Source organism: Colwellia sp. NW0002-52-1 (genome assembly GCF_057550865.1).
Genome location: NZ_BAAJLU010000004.1, coordinates 1 through 24,986, shown reverse-complemented (window position 1 = coordinate 24,986; position 24,986 = coordinate 1). Strand labels below are relative to the sequence as shown.

Here is a 24,986-nt window from a genome sequence, read left to right as displayed (position 1 = left end):
CCTTATGAATAATTTTATATCAAACCATGCCAATAGCATCAGCAAAATAGTTTTACTGGTATTTTTTAGCCTGTTATTTATTTTGCCAGCCTCAGCACAAGCTAATGAAAACAGCCCCGCTAATTTAGAAATAAAACTAACGCTAAAGCAGCAACAAGGTGAATACCACCCTCCCTATGTTGCCGCATGGATAGAAAACACCGAAAGAAAACCAGTTAGAACACTCATACTATGGCGCAAAGAGCCTAAATGGCTGAAAGATATTCGCCGATGGTGGCGTAACGTTGGCCGAAAAGATGCCGAATTAGTTGATGCCATAACCTCAGCAACCCATGCTGCTGGAACATTTGGGTTGTCGTTTAAAGCCACTAACGATCAACAACAAGCCCTGCTTGCAGGAGACTACACACTATATATTGAAGTTGTTCGAGAAAAAGGCAGCCGAGTATTACTCAAGCAAGCTTTTACACTCAACAACCAAAGACAGCACTTTACCCTGAATGAAACTGCCGAAACTGGCGATATTACTTTTACTGTTAACCCTTAGGAGCTCACATGAACTTTAAAAAATCATTATTATTTTGCTTGGCTGTTGCCATTAGTAGCCAAGCTAGCGCGCATTCACGTTGGTTATTACCTAGTCACTTTACGCTTTCGTCTGAGCAAGGCGAGTGGATCGCCATTGACGCTTCCGCTTCAAACGAAGTATTTAATGTTGATAAAGCATTGAGTATTGATAACATGAGCATTTTAACGCCGTCAGGCAAAAGCACTCGCCCTTCATCAAGCTACAAAGCTCATAGAAAATCAGTGGCTGACTATTTTATTAAAGACAGTGGTACTTACAAAATCACCAATAATGCTAGCGCAAGTTACTTCTCTAGCTATAAAGTTGCAGATAAACGCAAGCGTGCCCGTGCCAACAAAGCAGAATTAAAAGCCATGATCCCGGCTAATGCCACTGATTTACAAACTACATACGGTCTAACACGTGTAGAAACATACATTACCATGAATAACCCTACTGAAAACTACCGCAGCGACGGCCAGTTTTTAGAGTTATTACCAAAAACACACCCGGCAGAAATTATAGAGCATGAGCCAGCGACTTTTGCATTTACTTATCATGGCAAAGTGCAAGCCGGTGTTGAAGTTGAAATTGCACCAGACGCTGCGCGTTACCGTAACGCCCCTAACGTATTAAAATTAACAACCGACAGAAATGGTGAAATTACTTTTACGCCATCCCAAGCCGGACGCTATTTATTAATTGCAGAATATGAACAAGAAGCTAAAAACAAAGCCTTGGCAGATAAAGAGCAAGGTGGCGTATTCCTGACTTTTGAAGCACAGCTGCAATAAGTTAATTACATATAACTGACGTTAAGTAATTTAGCTTAAGTTAAGGCTAGGTTAACTCCTAGCCTTTTAAATTTCATTTTAATGCAGATTAATTTTTGATGTTAGTCCCATTATTCTCTTGAACACCCCACTTACTAAAAACAATTAAACTTATCTGTAAAAGTTGAGTCTATTCATTTCGGTCATCCGAGTTTAACGGCTAACAAAGTAAACTTTTATCAATATCTACAAAGATAACGATTCAAGTTTACGCTGTTATTAATTCTTACAATAATAATGTAAACCAAAGCAATATAAGAACATATTGCTGAGCAATGTAGAGTTTCTGCGACTGAACATAATGCAGACAGTAAACTGATAAAATATTCAAAGATGATCAATAAATTAGCCCGCTTGATATAACTTACGTTAATATAGCGACGAGAAAAATTGAACCGCCAATTACTGGAGCACCTTTTGCTTAAACAACTAACGCTTTTATCTGCATCTATTATTACGTCTGGGCTTATGTCTTTAACATTAAGCGCAGAAGTTAACGCCACTGGCACAACTCAATCTACACAGGTTAGCTACAGTGCAAAAAGTACCGCTGACTATGCTGTAGCAACCTATCAGCAAGCCATGGTAGACAGTCTACGCGAGCTAGTTAAACATAATACCGTTGCTAAAGATGGTATATCGGTTGATGATAATCCGGCGCATGTTGCGTTTAAAGCAGAGCTTAAAAAACAAGCAAAAGCACTTGGTTTAGATTACCTCGATGAAGGTTATGTCGTGGTAATTGGCTTAGGCGCACAAAAAGAGCGTGTTGGCATAATTACACACGGCGATGTACAACCAGTTAATGCAGAAAAATGGAAGATGTCACCTTTTGAACTTGATACCACTACCGAGCCAGGACGATTAATTGGCCGCGGAACAGAAGACGATAAAGGCCCTATATCTACCGCCTTATTTGCAATGAAGGCGATAAAAGACAAAAAAATAAAGCTTAATAAGCGTATTGAGCTTTATATTTATATGGCAGAAGAGTCTGACTGGGAGCCACTAAAGGCGTATATAAAAACCCATGACTTACCCCAAACCAATATCACTATTGACGCTGAATACCCCGTGGTAACCGCAGAGAAAGGTTATGGCACAGTAAAATTAGCCTTTAATAAGCAAGAAATACCAACCATATCGCCTTATATTAGCGCATTTACCGGTGGTTTTTTCGGTAGCCAAATTCCTGAAGACGCCAGCGTAACTATTGAAAATGCTAATATCATTGTACTGCAACGACTCATGCGTAAAGCCCGTAGTTATCAAGGCGTAAGTTTTGATCTTGAATTAAAAGACAGTACATTAACCATAAATGCCTTAGGAAAATCAGCCCATTCTTCAAAGCCTGACGAAGGTATAAATGCGATACCTTACTTAGCCGATTTATTATCAAATACTCGCTGGGAGAATAACGGCCCAGGTACGTTAGTTAATTTTATTAATGACAATATTGGCTTAGGTTTAGAAGGTAAAAAATTCGGCAATATAGCTTATCAAGATGATTTTATGGGCCCAATGACATTTTCGCCTACCGTAATAAAACAGCACGATGATAGCATTGAATTAAACATTAACTTGCGTCGACCACAAGGTAAAACTAAGCAAGAATTAACCACAGAAATTCATCAAGCCGTGCAAAATTGGAATAACAAATTTGATGCTAATGTTAAAGAGTTAGAGCACTATATTGGCGAACCATTTGTCCAAAAAGATGCTCCTCATATTGATACGTTATTAGCTGTATTTAGTCACTTTACTGGTATTAAAGATGCCAAGCCGATTGCTATTGGCGGTGGTACTAACTCACGTTTATTTCCTAACGCGGTTAGCTTTGGCCCTTCAATGCCAAATAACAAATACACTGGTCACTCAGAACATGAGTTTATTACCATGGAGCAGTTTGTTTTAAACTTAAAAATGTACACTGCGGTATTGGTTGAATTAGCTAAATAAACTTTAAACTCAGCTTAGCAACTTATTTTATTTGGTAAGATAAGTTGCTAACTATCTATTTCATCTTACTGTGTTAAATATGCTTCAGTTTTTTACTAGTCACTATTTTAGTATCAAAACCAATTCAACATATCTACAGCATTAGTGACAATCACACGACTCTTTACGCTGCTTGCATAAGCGATAATTCCAAAAATGCGCACCTGAAATTAACGTAGCCCCCAACAAAGTAAGGGCTTTTTCAGCGTTTTCACCTAAACCTAACGCACCGCTAGCAACAGCCGTTAACATAAACGCTAAGCCGATAAAACCAAGTGCCAACACTTGCAGTTTACGATGTTTTTTACAGCCAAGCGTTAAGGCAAAAACACTGATCGGTAAAACCCCAACGGCCAACCACATATGCAGTAACTCTGGCTCTATTAAAAAACTAGCCAGCGAGGGTAAAAAAACCATTAACATTGGGGTAGCAAAGCAATGAATAGCACATAAAACTGACAAACTTATAGCAATTTTATCCGCTGGCTGTTGAACTTGGATCATTCAAGGTGTCCTTATTTAGGTGGTAAATGGGTTACAAATAAATTTTTATTCTTTATATTTTTAATCTTTAAGATAAGTTTAAAATAAACCCCAAAACAGATATGATACAACATAACATTTAAATTATATAAAAACTACTAACAGATACCTGTTGTATGTATAAAAATATATCTTGTGAGCGCGTTTTATTTCAAAATTTTACACTTGCTAGCATATTACTTTTACTATTGAGCATGCATATAACTGCAACTTCAGCTAATATGCCCGATATCGTGTCTGATAAAAGATACAAAAAGTTATGAGGAAGTAAACGTTGATTGAGAAATTATTACAAAACGCTGAGGCAAAATGTAAAGCAGCTGGTGGTCGGTTCACTGATAAGCGCAGCGATATTCTCGAAAACTTGATACGCGCAGAGCACCCACTTTCTGCCTACGACTTAGTTGAGTTATATAACCAAAACAGCGATCAAAAAATTCAGCCGATGTCGGTATATCGTATTCTTGATTTTTTCATTGAAATGCAATTAGTGCATAAACTGCCTACATTAAATAAATACATTGTTTGCTCGCACCTTGCCTGCAAACATAATCATAAAGATCAGTATTTTGTTGTTTGTAAAAGCTGTGGTGATGCCCAAGAAATAGGCATGAACCCGGCTTTAACAAAAGAGCTTAATGAGTCAGTTTCTTCGGTAGGTTTTCAGCTTATTGACGCACAATTTGAGCTTATGGGTATTTGTAACAACTGTGCGAATAAAGTTGGCAATTAAGCTATATAACACAATAACAAATATAAAATCGTCATCTGTGTTTATATCTTAATTTATAGCTTATGATGACGAAAATTTAGTCTTAAAAAACAGTGCTGAGATTCTGATTAACTCATTTGCTTTAGCACTATTTTTATCGCCAAGCGTGTTTCGTCTATACTGGTGACTAGCTCAGTAACAACCATTTCATCGGCCGTCATTAAATGCCAAGAGTCTGCCCATTGTGCTTTCAACTTTATTGCTTTATCAGCTACCTCTGGGGTAATTAAGGCACTCAAATCGGCAACTAAACCTACTTTAACCCAACCTTTTCTTGGATTGCCTTGCATTAAATCATTGTCATAATGTGCCGATAAAATAATATGCTCTAATTCGCCCAAGTGTGACAACACTTCAAATGCCGCGGTTCGAATATTATTATTTTCTTCGCTAACTTCCATACGCCAAGCATTATAGCTAAAGCCTAATAAAGCAAAGAGCACACTGAATAGGCTCATCACGTAATACATTTTTAATCTTTCTTTTAGGTTTTTCAATTTCATTTCTTTTTACCATTAGTAGAAAACTTTCCGAATGAATAAGCACAGCAACAAAAAGTGTTTAAGATGATTAATTTTTTATTTCAATTGGTATTAATGCGAGTAAACGATATTATTTAACAAAATCATTTTAATATTATCATTATGAAAAAAGTTTGTATTGTTACAGGTGGCAGCTCAGGTATTGGTTTAAGCATTGTTAAGTTATTTTTAGACAATAATTACCAAGTATTTAACTTAGATATTACTGAATCTAGCGTTGGAAGCTTTTGTGCTTGTGACATTACTGACGTTACTCAAGTTAATGACATAATTAGCAATATTGCAAAAGATCATACGATTGATGTCTTAGTTTCTAACGCCGGCATACATTTTTCAGGCTCAATAGAAAACACCACTGAAGCTGATTTAGAGCGCGTGTTTAATATCAATGTTAAAGGAGCCTACGCTGCGATTAAAGCGGTATTACCAAGCATGAAAGCGCAGCAAAACGGTGCGATAATATTAATGTCGTCAGATCAGGCCCTTGTCGCTAAGCATAACTCTTTTGCTTACAACTTAAGCAAAGCAGCCCTTGCTTCAATGGCAAAAACTACCGCGCTAGATTACGCACAATTTAATATTCGCGCTAATGCTGTGTGCCCAGGCACCATTGAAACGCCACTTTATCATCAAGCGATTAACAATTATTGTGAAAAATCAGGCGCCAATAAAACTGAAGTCCATGCTGAAGAAGCCGCTTTACAACCTTTAGGCCGACTCGGACAAGCAGAAGAAGTAGCTGAGTTAGTTCACTTTTTAGCGTCTGATAAAGCTAAATTTATTACCGGTAGTTTACAAGTGATTGACGGCGGTTATACCGCGCAATAGTACTGTGCTAATAAATTAACAATGATAATAATTGATCCTCATTTACATTTATTTGATCTAAGCCAAGGCGAGTATTCATGGCTAAAGCCAGAGTGCCCGCCGTTTTGGCCTGATAAATCCCTGATCGCAAAAAATTTTTCAGAGCACGACTTAACACTTAAAGAGTCGCTAACGCTTGCCGGCTTTGTACATATTGAGGCAGGGTTTAATAATCAGCAACCTTGGCGTGAAGTAGCGTGGTTAGAAAACACCTGTAAACTGCCCTTTCGTAGCGTAGCTATGCTTGATATTACCTTGCCTAAAGCAGAGTTTTTATCACAACTCGACATACTAAAAAGCTTTAAAAGTGTGGTGGGTATTCGCTATATTTTAGATGAAGATGCATTAACTATTCTTAGTCATAAACATTGCGTAACCAACTTGACCACGTTAGCAGCTTACAATCTCAGTTTTGACTTACAAATGCCGTTAATAAACACTGCCGCTGTCGATAAATTACTTACCGTATTAATACAAATTCCCGCATTAAAAATTTGTATTAATCATGCCGGTTGGCCGCCACACTATGACGTAAAAGAGACCATAAAAAAAAGCATAAAAGCTAACTTGGGAAATAACGTAGAAGCTAAACAGTGGTTACAAAACCTTAAAAGGTTGGCAAGCTTCGATAATATTTATATAAAATGCTCTGGCTTTGAAATGATCGAGAGAAATTATTCAATTAGTTGGGCACATAACATTATTCATCAATGCATTAACACCTTCGGCATTTCTCGGGTAATGCTAGCGAGTAATTTCCCGCTAAATTTATTTCATACTAGTTATGAAAACACTTGGCTTTCCTACCTTAGCTTAACGAAAAATAGCTTGAGCAATATAACTAATATAAGCAATACCGAGTCTGCTGATACAAGTTTTTTATATAACAACGAACAATTTACACAGCTATGTTTTAGTAATGCTCAACGTTTTTATCAATTTTAAGTTTTTATTAAATTGATAAAATATAACTCGCAATAATCCCACCTTTATCGCAAAATAATTCCACATTAACTAACCATTAGGTAAAACCATTTCGTTTTAACGCTTATGGATGCATTTGATAAAAAAATACTCAATATACTTCAACATGACTGTACGGCTTCTGTTAGTGAAGTGGCGAATAAAGTTGGCTTATCAACAACGCCGTGTTGGCGCCGCATACAAGCAATGGAAAAATCGGGCATTATTAAAGGCCGCGTAGCATTAGCTGATCCTGAGCAACTTAATGTGGGATTAACAGTTTTTGTTACCATTAAAACTAACCAGCACAACCCGAATTGGCTAAGCGAATTTAGAAAAGTAGCGATAGATTTTCCAGAAATTTTAGAGTTTTATCGCATGAGTGGTGAGGTCGATTATTTATTACGCGTTGTAGTACCAGATATGAAAGCCTACGACGGCTTTTATCAACGCTTGATCACGCGCGCTAGTTTTGCAGATATTAGCTCAAGCTTTGCGATGGAAGAAATTAAATATACCACCGCCCTACCGATTGATTATATTTAACCTGAACTCTGGATAAGCAGCGCTTGCTCAATACACCTTTTAAACCATTATCTGCGTTAGAACGACGATAAATAGTTCGCTATTCATAAACGTTTTGCCTTGGAAATGGCATAAAATCAAGCATTGCTGGTGTCTATTCGTGATGTTCATCTTGCTATAGCATTTGCTTTAGCACCTTAGCTAATGATTCACTTGAGTATCAAGCACTCATTATCTAGAGTTCAGGTTATTTAAGTACTAAAGTCTCACGCTTTATAAGTACCAGATAGCGCTAAAAATGATGTAATATGACTCTCTAATTTTTTTACTGACATTTTGTTTTGACATTTTGTTTTGACATTTAGTGTTGACATAATGTTGTTATCTAAGGAGAAATCTATGTTGAATTGGCTATTAGCTTTATTCGTTAGCATACTTTCGTTCGCTGCCAATTCCTCTCAAGATCTGGTTAAATTTCCTAATGTAGAAAAAAATGTACCGTACCCAAAGGTTGCCTCATTAGCATTTAGCGCTGCAGATGAAAAAATCTCTTATGGTGAAAACGCAGAGCAATACGCTTTGCTTTGGCGTGCTAAAAAAACTCAAAACACTCAACAGAACCCACTGGTTATTTTGATCCATGGTGGTTGTTGGTTAAGCGCTTATGATATTCAACATACCTACGCTTTAAGCACAGGTTTAGCACAAGCAGGTTTTAATGTTTGGTCGTTAGAATATCGTCGTAGTGGTGTTACTGGTGGCGGGTGGCCCGTTACTTTTGATGATGTTAAAGCCGGAATTCTAGCGTCAAGTCATTACAACAATGGCGAATATAAACTCGCTAATTCAGTAGCAGTTGGCCATTCAGCAGGAGGCCATTTGGCACTACTTGCCGGTGCTGAAATCAGTCAACTTAAAGGGGTGATTGGATTAGCGGCCATTACCGATATCGAAGCCTATGCTAAAGGTGAAAATAGCTGTCAAACTGTCACCAAAGATTTTATGCAAGGTATGCCAGCAGACAAACCAAGTGAATATATAAAAGCCAACCCTAGCAAACAAACATTACATGCCAATAGCGTTCTTCTACAAGGTGGTGCTGACCCTATCGTGCCGGCCTTTGAATTAGAAAAGCTTAATAGCACTATCCTCCTGTTAGAGGGCGTTGGGCATTTTGATTGGATCCACCCTGGTTCAATGGCATTTAGCACCCTAATTAAAAATTTACATGGAATAGATTAATGAACTTCGATGATATTACCGCTTTAGACAAAGCTGACCCGCTGGCTAAAAAGCGACTTGAGTTTGACTTGCCAACTAACACGGTTTACTTAGATGGTAATTCATTAGGCGCCCTTCCAACTGCGGCAAAATCACGCATCGCAGATGTGGTTAGTGAGCAATGGGGCAACCATCTGATTAGAAGTTGGAATGATCACCACTGGATTGATCTTCCCATTAGCGTCGGTAATAAAATCGCCCCTATTGTTGGAGCAGAACCAGGACAAGTGATTTGTTGCGACTCTATTTCGGTTAACTTGTTTAAGCTGTTAAGTAGCGCCTTGTCGCTTAACTCAGCGCGAAGCATTGTATTGTCGACACAGGATAATTTTCCTACCGATTTATACATGGCGCAAGGCTTAAGCGAACTGTTAGGGCCAGACTTATGTCAGCTTCAATTGGTGGCAGAAGAACAAATTGAGCATAACCTCAAAGAAAACGTGGCTGTATTGCTATTAACGCAAGTTAATTTTAGAACTGGCCAATTGTTAAATATGGAAAAGTTAACCCAACTTGCCCATAAAAAAGGTATTTTAGTCATTTGGGATTTAGCACACAGCGCAGGAGCATTGCCGGTAGAACTTGACAAATGCAAGGTAGATTTTGCTGTTGGTTGTGGTTATAAATATCTCAATGGTGGCCCAGGAGCGCCGGCTTTTTTATATGTTGCTAAACGACACCATGCCTTAGTTAAGCAGCCATTATCAGGCTGGATGGGACACGCTAAACCGTTTTCTTTTGACCCTGAATACCAATCAGCGAGCAATATTAATCAGTTTCTATCTGGCACGCCTTGCGTTATCTCTATGAGCGCGTTGGACGCGGCGCTTGATGTTTGGCAAGACGTCGATATATTAGAGATTAGGCAAAAATCTATCGCGTTATGTGATGTATTTATTCGTACTGTACAAATGCATGATTGCCTGCATGAATTACAGCTGTGTTCACCAAACGAAGCAAACCAACGAGGTAGTCAGCTCGCTTTCTCGCACGATAATGCCTTTGCAATTTGCCAAGCCCTAATCGAAAAAGGTGTCATAGCCGATTTTCGTTCGCCAAATATATTACGCTTTGGTTTTACGCCACTTTATACCTCATTTGAAGATATATGGCAGGCGGTGAACACCTTAGTCGATGTGGTGGAAAATGAGCTTTATAAAGAGCCTCGTTTTAATCTCGCTTTAAAAGTGACTTAAGCTACAACCACTCAAGTAGATTTACTACAAGAGTGGTTTTTATCTGAAGTTATAATCATTTTAGCGCTTTTACCGTTACATTAGGCGAGCGTTTAACAATTTCATCGTTCAGTTCAATACCAATACCGGGGGTTTCTGATACTTCAAAAAAACCATTAACCGGCTGAGGATCTTGTAAACATAACTCGCGGTTCCAGTCTTTAATCGCATAAGTATGATGTTCATGAATTAAAAAGTTAGGAATAGCAGTTTCAAGGTGCAAAGATGCTGCTGTTGCTACTGGGCCGCCACAAACATGTGCTTGAATGCGAATGTCGTAAACATCGGCATAATCGCATACTTTTTTAGCTTCAGTAAAACCACCACACAAGCCAATGTCTGGCTGTAATACGTCAATACTTTGTGCTTCAAAATAAGGTCTTACGTCCCAGCGGTGATATAAACGCTCACCACCCGCAATGGGCACATTCACATTATCTGACACTTTTTTATGCACGGCTGAATTTAAGTAATTAACCGGCTCTTCGTAGAACATACACCCAACTTCTTCTACTATTCGTCCCATTTGAATAGCCGATGCTGCGCCCATTAAAGAATGAGATTCAAAAATAATGTCGACATCTTCGCCTACGGCATCACGGATGGCACGCAAACGATTACCAAATAAACGCATTTGTTTCGGGGTAAATAACTTGGTGCGATCAAATGAAGAGCTACCATCTTGATTATAAACAATCGGGTCAACCTTAACGGCATCATAGCCTTGCGCAACCGCCTTTAATGCTGCTTGTGCATATTGCTCAGGCTCAATAAGCTTACTAATGGTATCGTCCCAATCAAATTGTAATTGGCTAGCATAAGTACGCAATTTACCATTAGTTTTGCCACCAAGTAATTGATAAACCGGTAAGCCAAGGGCTTTGCCTTTTATATCCCACAATGCAGTATCTATCGCGCTCATAGCAGAATAAAGTACCGGTCCGCCGCCTAAGCCCCAGAAACTTTCACGTAACATACGCGACCACAATAATTCGGTATTAAAAGGATTAAAACCAATCAATACTGCTTCACTAATTTCTTTCAGCATTGCTGCAGCGGCACTATGACCCCAATCGTAAGCTAAACCCGCTTCCCCTACGCCACTTATGCCTTCATCGGTGTGTACACGAATAAAAACTGGGTTCCAGCCTGGACGTTTAGGGCATTCAATATCAAAAATTTCTACATGAGTTACTTTCATTGCGTTCTCTTTATGTGCTTTTTAATGCTGATTTCAAATAATAACCGTGTGGTTAACATTACTTATCTTGCGAAACTTGGATCTTCTTTATATACCCTTCTTAGCATAGCCGGCCAAGCTTTTTGACCGCCAGTTAATCCGGTATGAACAATATTTGCTTGTGCTTTAATGCCGTCAACAATACTTTGATCAACTAATAGTGGTTTCATTCCTGTTGACATAACTTGCACTTGAATTTGGCAAGCGCGAATTAAGTCATACATATGCATAAAAGCATCGCCAATAGTTTTGCCCATTGTTAATGCGCCATGATTACGCAGTAACATAAAATTTGTATCACCTAGGTCTTCTTGAATTCGACGTTTTTCGTCTTCGTTAACCGCTAGACCTTCATAGTCGTGATAACTTAACGAAGCAAGCGCGAACATTGAATACTGGCTAATCGGCAGTAAACCTTCTTGCAAGCTAGCCACTGCAACCGCTTCATTACTGTGAACATGCAGTGCACAAATATCGTCATGGCGCACTTCATGGATCGCACTATGAATAGTAAAGCCAGCAGGGTTAAATTCAAACGGGCAATCGGCATCAACAATATTACCTGCCATATCAACTTTGACTAAGTTCGAGGCAGTAATTTCATCAAACCTTAAACCAAAGGCATTAATTAACACATGCTCGGTATTAGGGATACGAACAGAAACGTGCGTATAAATAAGGTCATCCCAGCCATGCAAAGCAATTAGGCGATAACAGGCAGCTAAATCTACTCTGAGCTGCCATTCTTGTGCAGATACTTTATTTTTTAAATTAATTACAGGGAGTGTTAACATCCGCGATTACTACCTTTTGCTTAAAAATAACTTTAGGGTCTTTACGCCAGATACTTAAAGTGTTGATATACCTGAGCGACAACATACAACTATATGCGATAAACTTTATCCTATGACAGCATGGAGTTAAAGCACCAGATATTCTTACATAGAACAAAACAGGTAAATTATGTGTATTTTGTTTATTGCGGTTGAGCAACACCCCGATTATCCCGTTATTATTTGCGCGAATCGTGATGAATTTCACCAACGACCAACCCAAAAAATGCATTGGTGGCCACAACAAAACATATTAGCTGGAAAAGATTTACAAGCTGGCGGTACTTGGCTTGGTTTAAGTCGTGAAGGCGATTTTTCGGCATTAACTAATTTTCGCCGCCCCAGTAGTTTTGATCAACATAAGCGCTCTCGCGGTGACCTAGTTGTGCAAGCATTAAATAACGACAGCGATAAAACACAGCAAATTTTGCTGCAAAGCTCACAACAGTATAATGACTTTAATCTGGTGTTTGGCCCACTCAATAAATTACAAGCTTTTGATAGTGTTAATCAAAAATTTGTAACACTCACCCCAGGTTTTCATAGTGTAAGCAATGGTGCACTTGATGATATTTGGCCGAAAATGGCCCTAGGCGTAAAAAATTTAGAAGATTTAATAACAGCCAATAACATAGATGTGGAAGCGTTTTTCGCAATTATGAAGAACCAAGTAACGGCAGTTAAAAGCCAGTTACCAACAACAGGGATTGATAGTTCGTTAGAATTATTACTTAGCAGTATTTTTATTGTTTCACCAAACTACGGTACGCGCTCAACCGCTATCATTATGCAGTCAAGTAAGGGCACTGTAGAGGTTTATGAGCGTAATTATAATCCTGAGGGTAAAACTGTGAATCAAGAGAAATTTGAGCTTTAAAGCCATTAGCTTGGCTAAAACTTAAACTTAAACTTAAAGTAACTGTCGAATAATGGCAGCAATTATTGCTATAAAAACCACAACCCATAGTATTTTAGAATATTTTTGTTGTTGCTCGACCTCCATCGGTTTGCCAAAACGCTCGCCTAATATCACCATTAAGGCAACAGCCGCAAACACAAAAAATAAAATAATTAATAATGTCATAAAGGTTTTAATCCTGATGGCTAAAGTTGAATAAATATAGGCTAATTAAGCAGAAAATCGGAAAATATAAGTTTACATATTATTTATCATACCCAGATTTTTGCATGCTGCAAATTTTTCAACAAACTCCATACCTATGATTATCTATTGTTCAATGCATGCATAAATTGCCTTATTCATATTTTCTAACTCACCTCGTTTATTTATCGATGATCGATACCTTTGAATGAAGGCTCAAAGATCATTAAAAAACCAACCGTAATAATTCTTATTTACAATGTAAATGGTAATCGTTATCATTACCATTAACTCAACAAATACAAATTGATTTAGTAGGAAACCCCACTTTATCCCCCAACCCTTGATAGGAAAGTAAACGTGAAGAAATTACAATTATCATCAACCGCTATCGCCATAATAATAGCGACTAGTGTTAACGCGAATGATGAAATAAATAAAAATGATATTGAAACTATTGAAGTTAAAGGTAATTACTTAAAAGGATATAGCGCGCATAGAGCTAGTGGCGCTTCAAGGTTAGCGCTCGATATTATAGATATACCTCAATCTGTTTCAGTAATTACTGAAACACAAATGAGTGACTATCAGCTAAATGATATTGATACCGTTCTCGATACTGCAACAGGGGTAAATGTAGAAAGAATTGAAACTAATCGCACCTATTATACTGCTCGCGGTTTCGATATTACTAATTTTCAAGTTGATGGCGTTGGCTTACCACTCAGTTCAGGTAACAATCATTCAGGTGAAGACACCGCTATTTACGATCGTATCGAAGTTATTCGAGGCGCTAATGGTTTAATGACTGGCGTTGGTAACCCCTCGGCAACAATTAACTTTATTCGTAAGCGCCCTAATGCAGAAAACGAATTAGTGTTAAATGCATCTTTAGGAAGCTGGAGTAGTAACCGCATAGCAATTGATGGCAGTTACAACTTTAGTGATGACACCGCAATACGAGCCGTTGCGGTTACACAAAGTGCTGACTCATACCTCGACAGATATTCTACAGAGAAAAATATATTCTATGTTTTTCTTGAACATCAATTATCTGATAACACTGAAATTTCACTAAGCCATTCATTTAGCGATAGCAAAGCTAATGGGAATAGCTGGGGAGCTAATCCTTTATTTTACAGTGACGGTTCAGCAACAAACTATGATAGATCAACAAACACGTCTGCAAATTGGTCTAATTGGGATATAAAAAAACAAAATACAGTATTTGAAATAACCCATATTTTTGAAAATAACATGCAACTCCGTGGCACTTACTCTCATAAAAGTACCGATGAAGATAGTGAATTATTCTATGTTTATGGTACGCCAGATAAAAATTCCGAGTTAGGTTTACTAGGTTATGCCAGTGAATACGATAACGATGACAAGCATGATTTAGTTGATATTTATTTATCTGGTGATTTTGAATTTTTCGGTCGTGAGCATGAGTTTGTTATTGGTGCTAACCACTCGTCAATGGAAGGTGAAGAATTATCTCTATACGATTTCAGTACAGGTAATGGCTTTCCTGTTATGCCAGCTTTACCAGAGTGGAACGGCAATACACCAAAACCAACATTTGCTGACGGCAGAACAGGTTCAGATGTTAGCAGAGAGCAAAATGCTGTTTACTTTACCGCACGCTTTAGCTTAAGTGATGACTTTCATTTACTCGCAGGTGGTCGACAGAATGACTGGAAAATATCAGGAGAGTCTTATGATGTTATACAAGACGCTAGTGATAATATTTTTATTCCTTATATTGGCGGCGTTTATCAGTTAACAGAAAGTGTTGTGGCCTACGCTAGCTATACAGAAACTTTTGTATCTCAAACGCAGTTAGATATTAATAACAAAGTGCTAGATGCAATTACGGGAAAGAGTCAAGAGATTGGGCTTAAGAGCCAGTTGTTTAATGATAATTTTTTAGCAACGCTAACCTACTTTGAAACCCGTCAGGAAAATGTCGCCAGAGCTGACGATAACTCAATTCCCACAGAAATACGTTATATCGGCACAGAAGGTATTGAAAGCTCCGGAATTGAGTTTGATTTAGCCGGTGAATTATTACCTGGACTACAAACTAGTATTGGCTTTACTCATTTCAACATTGATGTGGATGATGAAATTGACGCGAATGTTGCTGATTACACGCCTGAAAAGTTACTCAAATTGGCTGCAACATACAACGTACCACAAGTTGAAGGTTTAACTGTGGGTATTAATCTTCGTTGGCAAGATGATATATCTCGATCTCAGGGTTTTGTTGGTGCGGGTTTATCTAATAGTGGAGAAGAAATCATTACCAAACAGGATGCTTATGCATTGGTTGGATTAATGGCCCGTTATGAATTTAACGATCAGGTATCACTGGCGATAAATGCATACAACGTGACAGATGAAAAATATATTAACAGCCTATATTGGGCACAAGGTTATTACGGTGCACCCGCGAGTTATTCTGCAACAGTTAGCTTTGCACTTTAGAAATAGATACAAGCTTTATTAGTGATAACTAAACAAAACATTGTTATGCAATGTTTTGTTTTTAGGACCTCCCAATGAGAAAAAAATTATTTAAATGGCATTCGATCAGCGCTTTAGTTGCGCTCATACCAATGATTATTATTGCGATTACTGGCAGTATCTTAGTATTTAAAGTTGAAATTGATACTTGGTTAATGCCTGAGTACATGACTGTCAATGCAGAAACCTCGTACTCTCGATTAGATCTCAACACATTAATTGAACAAGTAACCACTACACATTCTGATTATTTAATGGGAAGCTGGGAGCTATTTGATGATAAACATCGGGCTGATACAGCTTATATTATTAAAAAAGCAACAGGTGATTGGTATAAGTTATACCTCGACCAATATACCGGAGAATTACTATCGACACCTGTATCAGTAACACATGATATTACTGATTGGCTTTTATCACTGCACTATACATTTTTACTCGACTTTACAGGTACGGTACTAGGGTCAGTTTTTGCCATTATTTTATTATTTCTTGGTATTAGCGGTATCATTTTATATCGCCAATTCTGGAAGAAGTTATTCACATTAAGATTTAAATCCGCTAAACGTATTTTCTACAGTGATGTACATAAGTTTATTGGAATTACCTCATCTCCAGTACTTATTATTTTAGCAATAACCGGTGGGTATTTTAATATTGCAGCCGTCGTTCATGAAGTCAGTGAGCATATTGAACCCCATCCTCTAATAACTAAGCCTTTATATAGTAATGAGCTTAATTTTCAGTACTTAATGGATAAATCTAAGCAAGATATTTTAGGATATAAGCCAACTTACTTTATCTTCCCGTTTGAACCAGAATTACATATTACATTTTTTGGTGAGGTACCAAGTGATAATCCTTTAACGAGTGAATATGCAAGCACGGTAACTTACGATCGTACAACGGGTAGTTTAATGTCGGCGTATGATATAAGAGAAGCACCATTAATTAACGTTGTAGTTGATACCTTTCGTAAATTACATTTTGGATATTTTGCAGGTTTACCCAGTAAAATTGTTTGGTGTGTTTTGGGGTTATCCCCTTTTTGGTTAGCGTTAACCGGTTTATATTTTTATTGGTTTAGAGTTAGAAAAAAAAGTCGCCGAAAATCCTATATACCGCCGCGTTCTATTCAACACAATTGAACTTGTTTGATAAAGCGATATGCTAACTAGGAAGTTAGCCTTAATATCAGAAAATGAAAGCAAGCCGAAATAAAGGCTAGTAAATAGGTAACTCAGATATGTGTGAAGCAATAATTTTAACAAGATCTTACATCTGTGCTTTCATTTTAGAATGAATCATTTACCATATGAAACTCTATTCATTGCGAACAATATTTCATGCCAAATTCAGATAGTTTTACCGACAAACGTCGATTTATAATTCGTTTGGGCAAAGCCTTACATAAATTTGGTACACCTGCTTATCGATTAGAAGCTCATTTAACTGATGTATCTAATAGCCTTGGCGTGTATGGCTCATTCGTTATCACCCCTACATCCTTAACCTTTGTGTTATCTGAAGACGATGAAAACCAAGACTATAACCATATTCTTCGTGTTGCGCCTGGCGATTTAGATTTAGGATCTTTAGCCCGTGCTGATGAACTGGTTGACGAACTTACCTCTGGCCAACGCAGCCTTTCAGAGGCAATTGAACGTTTAGATGAGATTGCTAACAAGCCGAACCCTTACGGGCGTTTTCTAACTTTTTTAGCTTTTGGAGCATCAAGTGGCGCTTTTGCCATGTTAATGCACACCAGTTGGAATGATGTTTTTTGGTCAGCCTTGCTCGGCTTAATTGTTTGCTTATTTACCTTTTGGGCTGAACGCTCTCGGCGCGTTACCGACATGTTAGAGCCTATTGCAGCCATGACAACGGCAATTTTAGCAACAGCAATTGCGCTAATTGATCCCAGTATAAATATTCCGCTGGTGGTGTTATCGAGCATTATTGCTTTTATTCCCGGCTTGTCTTTAACATTGGCTTTATCAGAGCTTGCTGCGCGTAATTTAATTTCAGGTACCGCAAGGCTAATGGATGCTTTAATGATCTTGTTCAAAATTTATTTTGGCGGTGTATTAGGTATAGCATTAGGTAAAATGATGTGGGGTGAAGTGGCATTTATTCAACCACCTAGCACACCAAACTGGACCTCATGGGCCGCGGTTACTACGTTATCAATCAGCTTAGTTATTTTGTTTAAGTGCCGCAAAAAAGATGCGCCTTGGGGTATTATTTCTGGCTACATTGCCTTTGGTGCGAGTATTATTGGTGCGGAATATTTAGGGGTAGCTTTAGGTGCATTTGTTGGTGCTTTTGCCTTAGGAATTTATGGCAGTATTTTTTCACGTATTATGAATTTACCTTCAAGTATTGTGAAATTAATGGGCCTTGTTGTGTTGGTGCCAGGAAGTAAAGTGTATATTGGTTTAAGTAATGCGGTATCGGGACAAGTTATGCTCAATGCAACCGATATTGGCTCGCAAACATTTTTAATTTTTATGTCATTAGTGGCAGGGCTAATTTTTGCGAATGTCGCATTTCCATCGAGAAAAATACTGTAATGAATAGCAATAAAACTAAACGAATAATCACATGGTAACTAAAACAAAATATCACCACGGTGACTTAAGAAAATCTTTAGTGAGCACTGCAACTGATATGGTGACAGAAGGTGGCATTGAAGGTTTGTCGTTTCGTAAACTCGCCGAACGTATTGGTGTGTCTCGCACCGCAGCTTATCACCACTTTACTGATAAAAATGATTTACTTTGCGCTATTGCCGAGCAAGGCTTTGAACAATGGCATAAGCGCGTGAGTGAAATTTTTTCGCAAGAAAATCTTTCTAATGAAAACAAGTATCGTAACTTTGTTCACGCTTATATTGCTTTTGCCACGCAAAATCCTTCACTTTACGAGCTAATGTTTGGTCGTGTAATTTGGAAAGAAAATAACAGCACTGATACCTTGAAGAAAATTGCCTACGCCAGTTTTAACTATCAAGTTGAAATGACTAAATTATGGCAAGAACAAGGTATTATGATACAAGATGAAAACTCACTCAGGCTAGCACAAGTAACTTGGGCTACTTTGCATGGTATAGCGCGTTTAGTTATTGACGGAATTTACGCGCAAGCAAACCAAATTGATGAAATGTGTGAATGTGCCGTTAACGTGTTTCTCGCTAGTAGCCAAAAAAAGTAAAGCGATACTAAAGCCTAAATCAGCTTAAAGGTAATATATTTATGACAACAACTGAAAATCAAACAAAACTGGCTCAATTTGATGAGTTTTTTTCTATAAATTATACTTTTAACATTAACGCTACTGTTATTGATAAAAGTCAATTACCCGATTTTCAGCAGTTTATCACTACCATGCCAGCCCCTTTTAAAATTGCCTCAGAAGTAAATACTTTAGACCAAAGCGCTTTGCGTCCATTGCAAACCGTTGCGGGTGTTGCTAGCCAGTTAATGGAGTATTTAAACCATCAAGCTAAAAAAATGGATTTGTTAATTGGCTATATTCTCGGCCAGCAAGACGAAGAAAATAAAAGATTTACAGCAGTTAAATTTGGCGGTGGTGGTTTAATATTTAATGCTAACGAGACTAGTGTTTTTAACTGTGGTGACTTTATTGAATTAAAATTATTCTTTCCTGAAGAAAACAGCGCTATTTATGCTATTGGAGAAATCGTAAGTACTGAAGTAGTCGATAACATCAACCAACATAAAGTTATTTTTCATCATATTAGAGAAGAAGATCAAGAGGCATTAGTGCGTAATAGCTTGCATCAACAATCTAAACAACTACAAATTCTAGCTCAGCAACGTAGCGAAGCCAAAAACACCTCAACATAATGCTCGCTTGGGTTGTTAAGTTTTGAATAAGCTAACAATGGCTAGTTTGATTAACGGTTAAATTTAAGCTTTTAGGGCCAAATCTAGAGATTTTATAGTTAGTCAATAAACGTTTATCGATTAATATAGCGCTAAACATCAGCTATTTTCGCATACAAAAGCTCATAAAAAAAACACTAAAAAAAGCCCATCCAATATGCCAGATAATAATAAACCTTTGATTTTGTTATTATTTAATCCGCAGCTTTAATCCTAAAATAATAACAGTAACTTAAATGGTATGTTCATTGATTTCGTTACTATTGATATTTTATATTTGATTAAAATTTTTGATTAATAATCACAAAATATTTCACTTTTCAATTACCAATTTTGAGCACATTATCTAGTCGAAAATACAACGATGATGTTTTTATAAGGTAAAGAAATGAACATTGATACATATGACGACACTGATATTGATGACGATTCAAATTTTGATACTGGTATTGCTGGTTTTGAAATTGCCTATGGTTCAACCAACAAAAAAGCAATTAGAAAAACCGCTAAACAAACTTACCGGGTCAGACAGCGATTAGATTCTTTAAACGAAAAAAGATACCTCGATAGACAACTTAATTCATTAAGTGACTATTGGGACATGTAATTTAAAAATATTCGTACCTTAATACTCAGGCGTAATACCTGTAAATAATACGTATATTAATTATTGAGATTTATTATGAAAAAATTAATTTTAGCACTAGCTGTTATGGCATTAACCTCGAATGCAGCGTTTAGCCAAGACGATGAACCTGAATTAATGCCAGCATCACATGACTATATTATGAGCTTGTTTGAGCAGTGTAAAAGTGATGCTATAGAAGATGAAGTAAGCGAATCAGAAAAAAACAGTTACTTATTAACTTGTATTAATGATGAGTTAGAAGCTAGCTACTACGAACAAATTAAAGTTCTACCTAAAGCTTAAGCTACTTATCTAGTCAAAACGTTAAGTAACTCAAATTATTTAACCCATTTATACAAGTGGGTTGATGAATTTGAGTTCACTTATTTCTGCACTTCCCTCAATGAACTTTTAAATCGCTTTTAACCTTTTTACTGCAATATTTTCATTGCGACATTAAGCTTTCTATTGCGAATTAAGCATAATATTATAAGTAATAAGATCACTGTTCCTTGAAAACTTCCTGATCCTTTCAAGCTACTTTCAACTTGCCTTTGATCTTGATTGGCATCGTTAACTCCGTCAGCATCAAAATCACCATTCTCGTCTTTATCAGATATACCATCGTTATCGCTATCTAGGTCTAAAAAGTTAGGAGTGCCATCATTATCGGTGTCAATATCTCCCTCTTCAGCATCACTAATGCCATCGCCATCACTGTCTAAGTCTAAATAGTTTGAAGAGCCATCTACATCAAAATCAGTTACCCCTTCCACTTTATCGCTAATACCATCATTATCACTATCTAAATCTAAGAAGTTCGAAGCTCCATCACTGTCGAAGTCGTTTTCTCTCTCAACTTCATCGCTTATATCATCATTGTCACTATCTAAGTCTAAGAAATTAGATGCCCCGTCAGCATCGAAGTCATCTTCGCCTTCAATGGCGTCGCTAATGTTATCATTATCACTATCTAAGTCTAAAAAGTTAGACGCCCCGTCGGTATCAAAATCAGCCTCACCTTCAATGGCATCGCTAATATTATCATTATCGCTATCTAGGTCTAAGAAGTTAGACGCCCCGTCAGTATCGAAATCAGATAATCCTTCAATAGCATCGGTAATATTATCATTATCACTATCAAGATCTAGGTAGTTTGGGGTTCCATCGCTGTCAAAATCAACGGCTTGTTCATCAATATCTCTGATGTTATCTCCGTCACTATCGGTATCTTGAAAATTTAGAATATCGTCACCGTCAGGGTTTGATAATACGACCAAGGTGTCATCAATTCCGTCTAAATTATCATCTTGGTTATTATTAAAGGCTGGGTCAAAAGCATCATCAATACCATTACCATTAGCGTCAACTCCTGAAGGAGAAACGGTTAATTGCTCTACATTGTCGCTAATGTTGTCGTTATCACTATCTTGATCTAAGTAATCAGGCACTGAGTCTTGATCTGTGTCTTTAACAATATAAGTATCGTCAACACCATCTTGATCTTCATCTGTACCACCAGTAAAGTCGACATCAAAAGCATTATCAATACCGTCTCTATCATGATCTAATCCTGTTAAGTTAGGTCTGCCATTTTCAATTAGATCAGAAATACCGTCATTATCGCTATCGCGATCTTTTTCATCGATAATTCCATCATTGTCTGAGTCAATAACGCGGCGTGTTTCATTGTTCAATTTACCGCGAGAGCTAACACTGTTAGTACCATAAAAGCGGTTTACTACATTGGCTGTGTTTTCAAAAGCACGTTCTGTAACATCCGCTATTCCATCGTTATCATCATCTTGATCAATGACATCAAGCACTGAATCATTATCACTGTCGGCATTATCGCCATGGCCTAATACTTGAGTGTCGCCATCAACGGAATCATCTATACCATCACCATCAATATCTGCTGTAATGTCAACTCGACCATCGTTGTTAAGATCAAATGAGCTATAGGCATTTTCTTGAATATCAAAGTTGTCATCGTTATTTTTATCTAAATCTAAATAGTCTGGAATATTGTCTGCATCAGTATCAAGCACTACGGTAAGCACTGGCGTTCCTGCATCGGCAATGGCATTGTTATCGTCGTCTTGAATATTAGCTTCAAATACATCAGTATCACCGTCATTATCGCTATCAAGATCATTCATATCGATAACGCCATCGGCATCGGTGTCAATAAAGGTAAAAATATCAATTATACCGTCCCCATTAGTATCAACCTCGTTAGAAAGATCAGCATCAAAAGTATCATCAATACCATCATTATCGTGGTCGAATCCTGACACTTGAGCCTCAACACTGTCATGAATTCCATCGTTGTCACTATCAATTTCAAGGTGATCAGGGATAAAGTTTTTATTGTGATCGTTAAGCAGTACCAACAAGTCATTAATACCATCATTATCGGTATCTAAACCATTGGTTTGGTCTGCGTCATATAAGTCATCAATACCATCGTTATCGGCATCTACACCACCGGTTTGGCTTTGGTCATATCGATCCCAAATACCATCATTGTCTATATCTTTAAAACCGATAAAAGCTTCTAAGGCATCAGGAATACGATCGCCATCAGAGTCTGCATCTAATAAATCAGCAATGCCGTCATTGTCAGTATCTATAGCTTGATAACTAATACCATCACCGTCTGGGTCATCTCCGCCAATGTCAGCATCGAATATGTCATCTATACCGTCTTCGTCATTATCATTACCAGAAATTTGTGCTTCAAAGCTATCTAAAATACCATCGTTGTCGCTATCAATATCAAAGGCATTAATAATTCCGTCGTTATCAATATCAGCACTACCTTCTATTACGTCAGGAATACCATCAATGTCTTCATCTAGGCTAGTATCAAGATAGTTAGGAATAGTATCGCGGTCATCGTCTCCAACACCTTCTTCGCTATCTGGAATGCCGTCATTATCAGAATCACTGTCTTGAGCATTTGGAATGCCGTCATTATCAGAATCGCCATAACCTTCAACAGAGTTATCTATGCCGTCATTATCTTCATCAAGATCTACTACTTGAGAGAAGTATATAATGCTTAAGTTTCCAGCTTCATCTTCTACTTCAGCTCGTAAATCATACGTTCCTTCAGATAAAATAACTTCGCTTTCACAACTCCAGGCCCTGGTATTTACTATTGCATTACATAAGTTATTATCTGTTGATTCTATAATCGATACTGCTGAGCCATCTTCAGTATTTGAGCTGCCAATAAATATTAATGCGTCATTTTCACTATAAATAACGCGATCAAGACTCAGCGTTGGATCCTCAGTGTCTTTATTGATAACCACTGGTTCAGCATTACCTATATTACCGGCATTGTCACTTTGACTGGCATTAATGCTTACAGCACCTTCACCATCGGAAATACTGCTAAAATCTTGATTTAACTGCCAAGTTCCTTCATCACAAACCGCGGTTCTTGGATCTAAAGTATTAATCGTAACTGAAACTGCACTGTCGCTTGTACTACATGTACCTTCTATTTGATAATTTAGTTGGTTGACACTATTAATTACTGGACCACTTAATATGCTGACATCGGGAGCGGTAATATCGTATATGCTAGTAGCTTGCGTTGCCGCAGTATTAAAGTTGCCGGAATTATCTATAGCAACATTTTCGTTTACATCTATCGTAATATTGCCTTCTATTGACGCTGTTATTAACGCGCTATAATTGCTGCTATCAATAACAGTAAAGTTAGTAAGACTGGCGTTAGTTATAGCTATATCATTTGCAGCAAAGTCGCTGACTGGCTCGCTAAAGACAAAACTAGCACTGAAGGCAATGTTGGTTGCAGCCGGAATATTTTGAATTGTAACTGAAGGGCGACTAGCATCATATTCGCTTGTAACCTGCGCAGCAGCTGTATTTAGGTTGCCCGCACTATCTTGTGCAACATTAGCATTAACGGCTAAGGTAACTAAGCCATTAAGTGATGGTGTGATCAGCGCAGTATAGGTATTACCGTCAATCACGGTAAAGTTAGTCGCTGTAGCATTCGTTAAGCTAATGTCATTTAGAATAAATCCGATCACTGTTTCATTAAACTCAAATGTTGCAGTAAAAGCATCCAAGCTATTAGCGGGTACATTTTGAATAACTATTGTTGGTCGACTCGTGTCATAAAAGCCGCTAACCTGTGTTGCTGCGGTGTTAAGATTCCCCTGAATGTCCTGAGCCACATTAGCATTTACATTTAATGTAACTAATCCATCTATTGTTGGTGTTACTACTGCGGTATAAGTGCTGCCATCAACAACAGTAAAATTTCCGATATTCGCGTTAGTAACATTAATATCACTGAGTTCAAACCCTATTACTATTTCGCTGAATAAAAACGTTGCAGTAAAGCTGCTATTAGCCCTAGCAGGAACATTCTCAATTGAAACAGTCGGTCGACTTCCATTAAATTCTGTGCTCACTTGTGTGGCCGCCGTGTTTAAGTTGCCAGCAACATCTTGGGCAACATTGGCATTCACATTCAAGGTGATCGTGCCATCGGCTATTGGGGTGATCAACGCGGTATAACTGCTGCTACTTACCGTAGTAAAAGCGCTCGCGGTGGCATTGGTCAGTGTAAT

General features: G+C 37.7%; 23 protein-coding genes. 17 read left to right on the top strand and 6 right to left on the bottom strand.

The window, feature by feature from the left end; genetic code table 11:
- The first annotated feature begins 4 nt into the window (after positions 1-4).
- The 3 genes from AC27H3_RS05700 to AC27H3_RS05690 all read left to right on the top strand — a co-directional run bounded on the left by AC27H3_RS05700 (position 5) and on the right by AC27H3_RS05690 (position 3,360).
- Positions 5-547, top strand: a complete 543-nt coding sequence (locus AC27H3_RS05700) for a DUF2271 domain-containing protein (RefSeq protein ID WP_487104464.1) — start codon at positions 5-7, stop codon at positions 545-547.
- Positions 548-555: 8 nt separating this feature from the next.
- Positions 556-1,362, top strand: a complete 807-nt coding sequence (locus AC27H3_RS05695; RefSeq protein ID WP_487104463.1) for a DUF4198 domain-containing protein — start codon at positions 556-558, stop codon at positions 1,360-1,362.
- 507 nt (positions 1,363-1,869) lie between these two features.
- Complete coding sequence (locus AC27H3_RS05690) at positions 1,870-3,360, top strand: dipeptidase (RefSeq protein ID WP_487104746.1); 1,491 nt, start codon at positions 1,870-1,872, stop codon at positions 3,358-3,360.
- Positions 3,361-3,501: 141 nt separating this feature from the next.
- On the opposite strand, the gene AC27H3_RS05685 is transcribed toward AC27H3_RS05690, so the two are convergent.
- Entirely contained in the window at positions 3,502-3,903 is a 402-nt protein-coding gene (locus tag AC27H3_RS05685; RefSeq protein WP_487104461.1) for a MerC domain-containing protein, read from the bottom strand.
- A 313-nt stretch (positions 3,904-4,216) separates the two neighbouring features.
- Between AC27H3_RS05685 and AC27H3_RS05680 the strand changes: the two genes are divergently transcribed.
- Positions 4,217-4,675: a Fur family transcriptional regulator gene (locus tag AC27H3_RS05680; RefSeq protein WP_487104459.1), complete on the top strand. Its 459-nt coding sequence runs from the start codon at positions 4,217-4,219 to the stop codon at positions 4,673-4,675.
- A gap of 107 nt (positions 4,676-4,782) precedes the next feature.
- Here the strand turns inward: AC27H3_RS05680 and AC27H3_RS05675 are convergent, their stop codons facing one another.
- The gene (locus tag AC27H3_RS05675) at positions 4,783-5,217 is read right to left on the bottom strand and encodes a hypothetical protein (protein ID WP_487104458.1); all 435 of its coding nucleotides are present in this window, start codon (positions 5,215-5,217) and stop codon (positions 4,783-4,785) included.
- Positions 5,218-5,358: 141 nt separating this feature from the next.
- Between AC27H3_RS05675 and AC27H3_RS05670 the strand changes: the two genes are divergently transcribed.
- The 5 genes from AC27H3_RS05670 to kynU all read left to right on the top strand — a co-directional run bounded on the left by AC27H3_RS05670 (position 5,359) and on the right by kynU (position 10,088).
- Complete coding sequence (locus AC27H3_RS05670; protein WP_487104456.1) at positions 5,359-6,084, top strand: SDR family NAD(P)-dependent oxidoreductase; 726 nt, start codon at positions 5,359-5,361, stop codon at positions 6,082-6,084.
- A gap of 21 nt (positions 6,085-6,105) precedes the next feature.
- Positions 6,106-7,068 (top strand): amidohydrolase family protein, encoded by a 963-nt coding sequence (locus tag AC27H3_RS05665; protein ID WP_487104454.1) that lies wholly within the window; start codon positions 6,106-6,108, stop codon positions 7,066-7,068.
- 105 nt (positions 7,069-7,173) lie between these two features.
- Positions 7,174-7,632 (top strand): Lrp/AsnC family transcriptional regulator, encoded by a 459-nt coding sequence (locus AC27H3_RS05660; protein ID WP_487104452.1) that lies wholly within the window; start codon positions 7,174-7,176, stop codon positions 7,630-7,632.
- Positions 7,633-8,013: 381 nt separating this feature from the next.
- Positions 8,014-8,853, top strand: a complete 840-nt coding sequence (locus AC27H3_RS05655) for an alpha/beta hydrolase family protein (RefSeq protein ID WP_487104744.1) — start codon at positions 8,014-8,016, stop codon at positions 8,851-8,853.
- Positions 8,853-10,088: a kynureninase gene (gene kynU / locus AC27H3_RS05650; RefSeq protein WP_487104450.1), complete on the top strand. Its 1,236-nt coding sequence runs from the start codon at positions 8,853-8,855 to the stop codon at positions 10,086-10,088. Before AC27H3_RS05655 ends, kynU begins: the two co-directional genes overlap by 1 nt.
- A gap of 55 nt (positions 10,089-10,143) precedes the next feature.
- On the opposite strand, the gene AC27H3_RS05645 is transcribed toward kynU, so the two are convergent.
- Both AC27H3_RS05645 and AC27H3_RS05640 read right to left on the bottom strand, forming a co-directional pair.
- Positions 10,144-11,328, bottom strand: coding sequence for a mandelate racemase/muconate lactonizing enzyme family protein (locus AC27H3_RS05645; RefSeq protein WP_487104448.1), 1,185 nt, complete (start codon positions 11,326-11,328; stop codon positions 10,144-10,146).
- Positions 11,329-11,390: 62 nt separating this feature from the next.
- Entirely contained in the window at positions 11,391-12,161 is a 771-nt protein-coding gene (locus tag AC27H3_RS05640; RefSeq protein WP_487104446.1) for a class II aldolase/adducin family protein, read from the bottom strand.
- Positions 12,162-12,330: 169 nt separating this feature from the next.
- On the opposite strand from AC27H3_RS05640, the gene AC27H3_RS05635 reads away from it, so the two are divergent.
- Positions 12,331-13,077, top strand: coding sequence for an NRDE family protein (locus AC27H3_RS05635; RefSeq protein ID WP_487104445.1), 747 nt, complete (start codon positions 12,331-12,333; stop codon positions 13,075-13,077).
- Positions 13,078-13,110: 33 nt separating this feature from the next.
- Here AC27H3_RS05635 and AC27H3_RS05630 read toward each other — a convergent pair whose 3' ends face one another.
- Positions 13,111-13,284 (bottom strand): hypothetical protein, encoded by a 174-nt coding sequence (locus AC27H3_RS05630; RefSeq protein ID WP_487104443.1) that lies wholly within the window; start codon positions 13,282-13,284, stop codon positions 13,111-13,113.
- Positions 13,285-13,662: 378 nt separating this feature from the next.
- Here AC27H3_RS05630 and AC27H3_RS05625 point away from each other — a divergent pair, with 378 nt between their 5' ends.
- The 7 genes from AC27H3_RS05625 (at position 13,663) to AC27H3_RS05595 (ending at position 20,670) form a co-directional block, all read left to right on the top strand.
- Complete coding sequence (locus AC27H3_RS05625; RefSeq protein ID WP_487104441.1) at positions 13,663-15,792, top strand: TonB-dependent siderophore receptor; 2,130 nt, start codon at positions 13,663-13,665, stop codon at positions 15,790-15,792.
- 74 nt (positions 15,793-15,866) lie between these two features.
- Positions 15,867-16,979, top strand: a complete 1,113-nt coding sequence (locus AC27H3_RS05620) for a PepSY-associated TM helix domain-containing protein (protein ID WP_487104439.1) — start codon at positions 15,867-15,869, stop codon at positions 16,977-16,979.
- Between the two features lie 198 nt (positions 16,980-17,177).
- Positions 17,178-18,404 (top strand): threonine/serine exporter family protein, encoded by a 1,227-nt coding sequence (locus tag AC27H3_RS05615; protein WP_487104437.1) that lies wholly within the window; start codon positions 17,178-17,180, stop codon positions 18,402-18,404.
- Positions 18,405-18,435: 31 nt separating this feature from the next.
- On the top strand, positions 18,436-19,044 hold the full coding sequence (locus tag AC27H3_RS05610) for a TetR/AcrR family transcriptional regulator (RefSeq protein WP_487104435.1): 609 nt from the start codon (positions 18,436-18,438) through the stop codon (positions 19,042-19,044).
- 41 nt (positions 19,045-19,085) lie between these two features.
- Complete coding sequence (locus AC27H3_RS05605; protein ID WP_487104433.1) at positions 19,086-19,700, top strand: PilZ domain-containing protein; 615 nt, start codon at positions 19,086-19,088, stop codon at positions 19,698-19,700.
- Positions 19,701-20,127: 427 nt separating this feature from the next.
- Entirely contained in the window at positions 20,128-20,346 is a 219-nt protein-coding gene (locus AC27H3_RS05600) for a hypothetical protein (RefSeq protein WP_487104432.1), read from the top strand.
- 75 nt (positions 20,347-20,421) lie between these two features.
- Positions 20,422-20,670, top strand: coding sequence for a hypothetical protein (locus AC27H3_RS05595; RefSeq protein WP_487104430.1), 249 nt, complete (start codon positions 20,422-20,424; stop codon positions 20,668-20,670).
- A 128-nt stretch (positions 20,671-20,798) separates the two neighbouring features.
- Here the strand turns inward: AC27H3_RS05595 and AC27H3_RS05590 are convergent.
- Positions 20,799-24,986, bottom strand: a 4,188-nt coding sequence (locus tag AC27H3_RS05590) for a beta strand repeat-containing protein (RefSeq protein ID WP_487104428.1), incomplete at its 5' end; no start/stop codon positions are given.

Bases quoted from the DNA above. Each gene is read 5' to 3' on its own strand.
- AC27H3_RS05640 (WP_487104446.1), bottom strand. From the start codon at position 12,161: ATGTTAACACTCCCTGTAATTAATTTAAAAAATAAAGTATCTGCACAA.
- kynU (WP_487104450.1), top strand. From the start codon at position 8,853: ATGAACTTCGATGATATTACCGCTTTAGACAAAGCTGACCCGCTGGCT.
- AC27H3_RS05635 (WP_487104445.1), top strand. From the start codon at position 12,331: ATGTGTATTTTGTTTATTGCGGTTGAGCAACACCCCGATTATCCCGTT.
- AC27H3_RS05605 (WP_487104433.1), top strand. From the start codon at position 19,086: ATGACAACAACTGAAAATCAAACAAAACTGGCTCAATTTGATGAGTTT.
- AC27H3_RS05610 (WP_487104435.1), top strand. From the start codon at position 18,436: ATGGTAACTAAAACAAAATATCACCACGGTGACTTAAGAAAATCTTTA.
- AC27H3_RS05660 (WP_487104452.1), top strand. From the start codon at position 7,174: ATGGATGCATTTGATAAAAAAATACTCAATATACTTCAACATGACTGT.
- AC27H3_RS05630 (WP_487104443.1), bottom strand. From the start codon at position 13,284: ATGACATTATTAATTATTTTATTTTTTGTGTTTGCGGCTGTTGCCTTA.
- AC27H3_RS05675 (WP_487104458.1), bottom strand. From the start codon at position 5,217: ATGAAATTGAAAAACCTAAAAGAAAGATTAAAAATGTATTACGTGATG.
- AC27H3_RS05645 (WP_487104448.1), bottom strand. From the start codon at position 11,328: ATGAAAGTAACTCATGTAGAAATTTTTGATATTGAATGCCCTAAACGT.
- AC27H3_RS05690 (WP_487104746.1), top strand. From the start codon at position 1,870: ATGTCTTTAACATTAAGCGCAGAAGTTAACGCCACTGGCACAACTCAA.
- AC27H3_RS05665 (WP_487104454.1), top strand. From the start codon at position 6,106: ATGATAATAATTGATCCTCATTTACATTTATTTGATCTAAGCCAAGGC.
- AC27H3_RS05700 (WP_487104464.1), top strand. From the start codon at position 5: ATGAATAATTTTATATCAAACCATGCCAATAGCATCAGCAAAATAGTT.
- AC27H3_RS05695 (WP_487104463.1), top strand. From the start codon at position 556: ATGAACTTTAAAAAATCATTATTATTTTGCTTGGCTGTTGCCATTAGT.
- AC27H3_RS05595 (WP_487104430.1), top strand. From the start codon at position 20,422: ATGAAAAAATTAATTTTAGCACTAGCTGTTATGGCATTAACCTCGAAT.
- AC27H3_RS05685 (WP_487104461.1), bottom strand. From the start codon at position 3,903: ATGATCCAAGTTCAACAGCCAGCGGATAAAATTGCTATAAGTTTGTCA.
- AC27H3_RS05670 (WP_487104456.1), top strand. From the start codon at position 5,359: ATGAAAAAAGTTTGTATTGTTACAGGTGGCAGCTCAGGTATTGGTTTA.
- AC27H3_RS05600 (WP_487104432.1), top strand. From the start codon at position 20,128: ATGAACATTGATACATATGACGACACTGATATTGATGACGATTCAAAT.
- AC27H3_RS05615 (WP_487104437.1), top strand. From the start codon at position 17,178: ATGCCAAATTCAGATAGTTTTACCGACAAACGTCGATTTATAATTCGT.
- AC27H3_RS05620 (WP_487104439.1), top strand. From the start codon at position 15,867: ATGAGAAAAAAATTATTTAAATGGCATTCGATCAGCGCTTTAGTTGCG.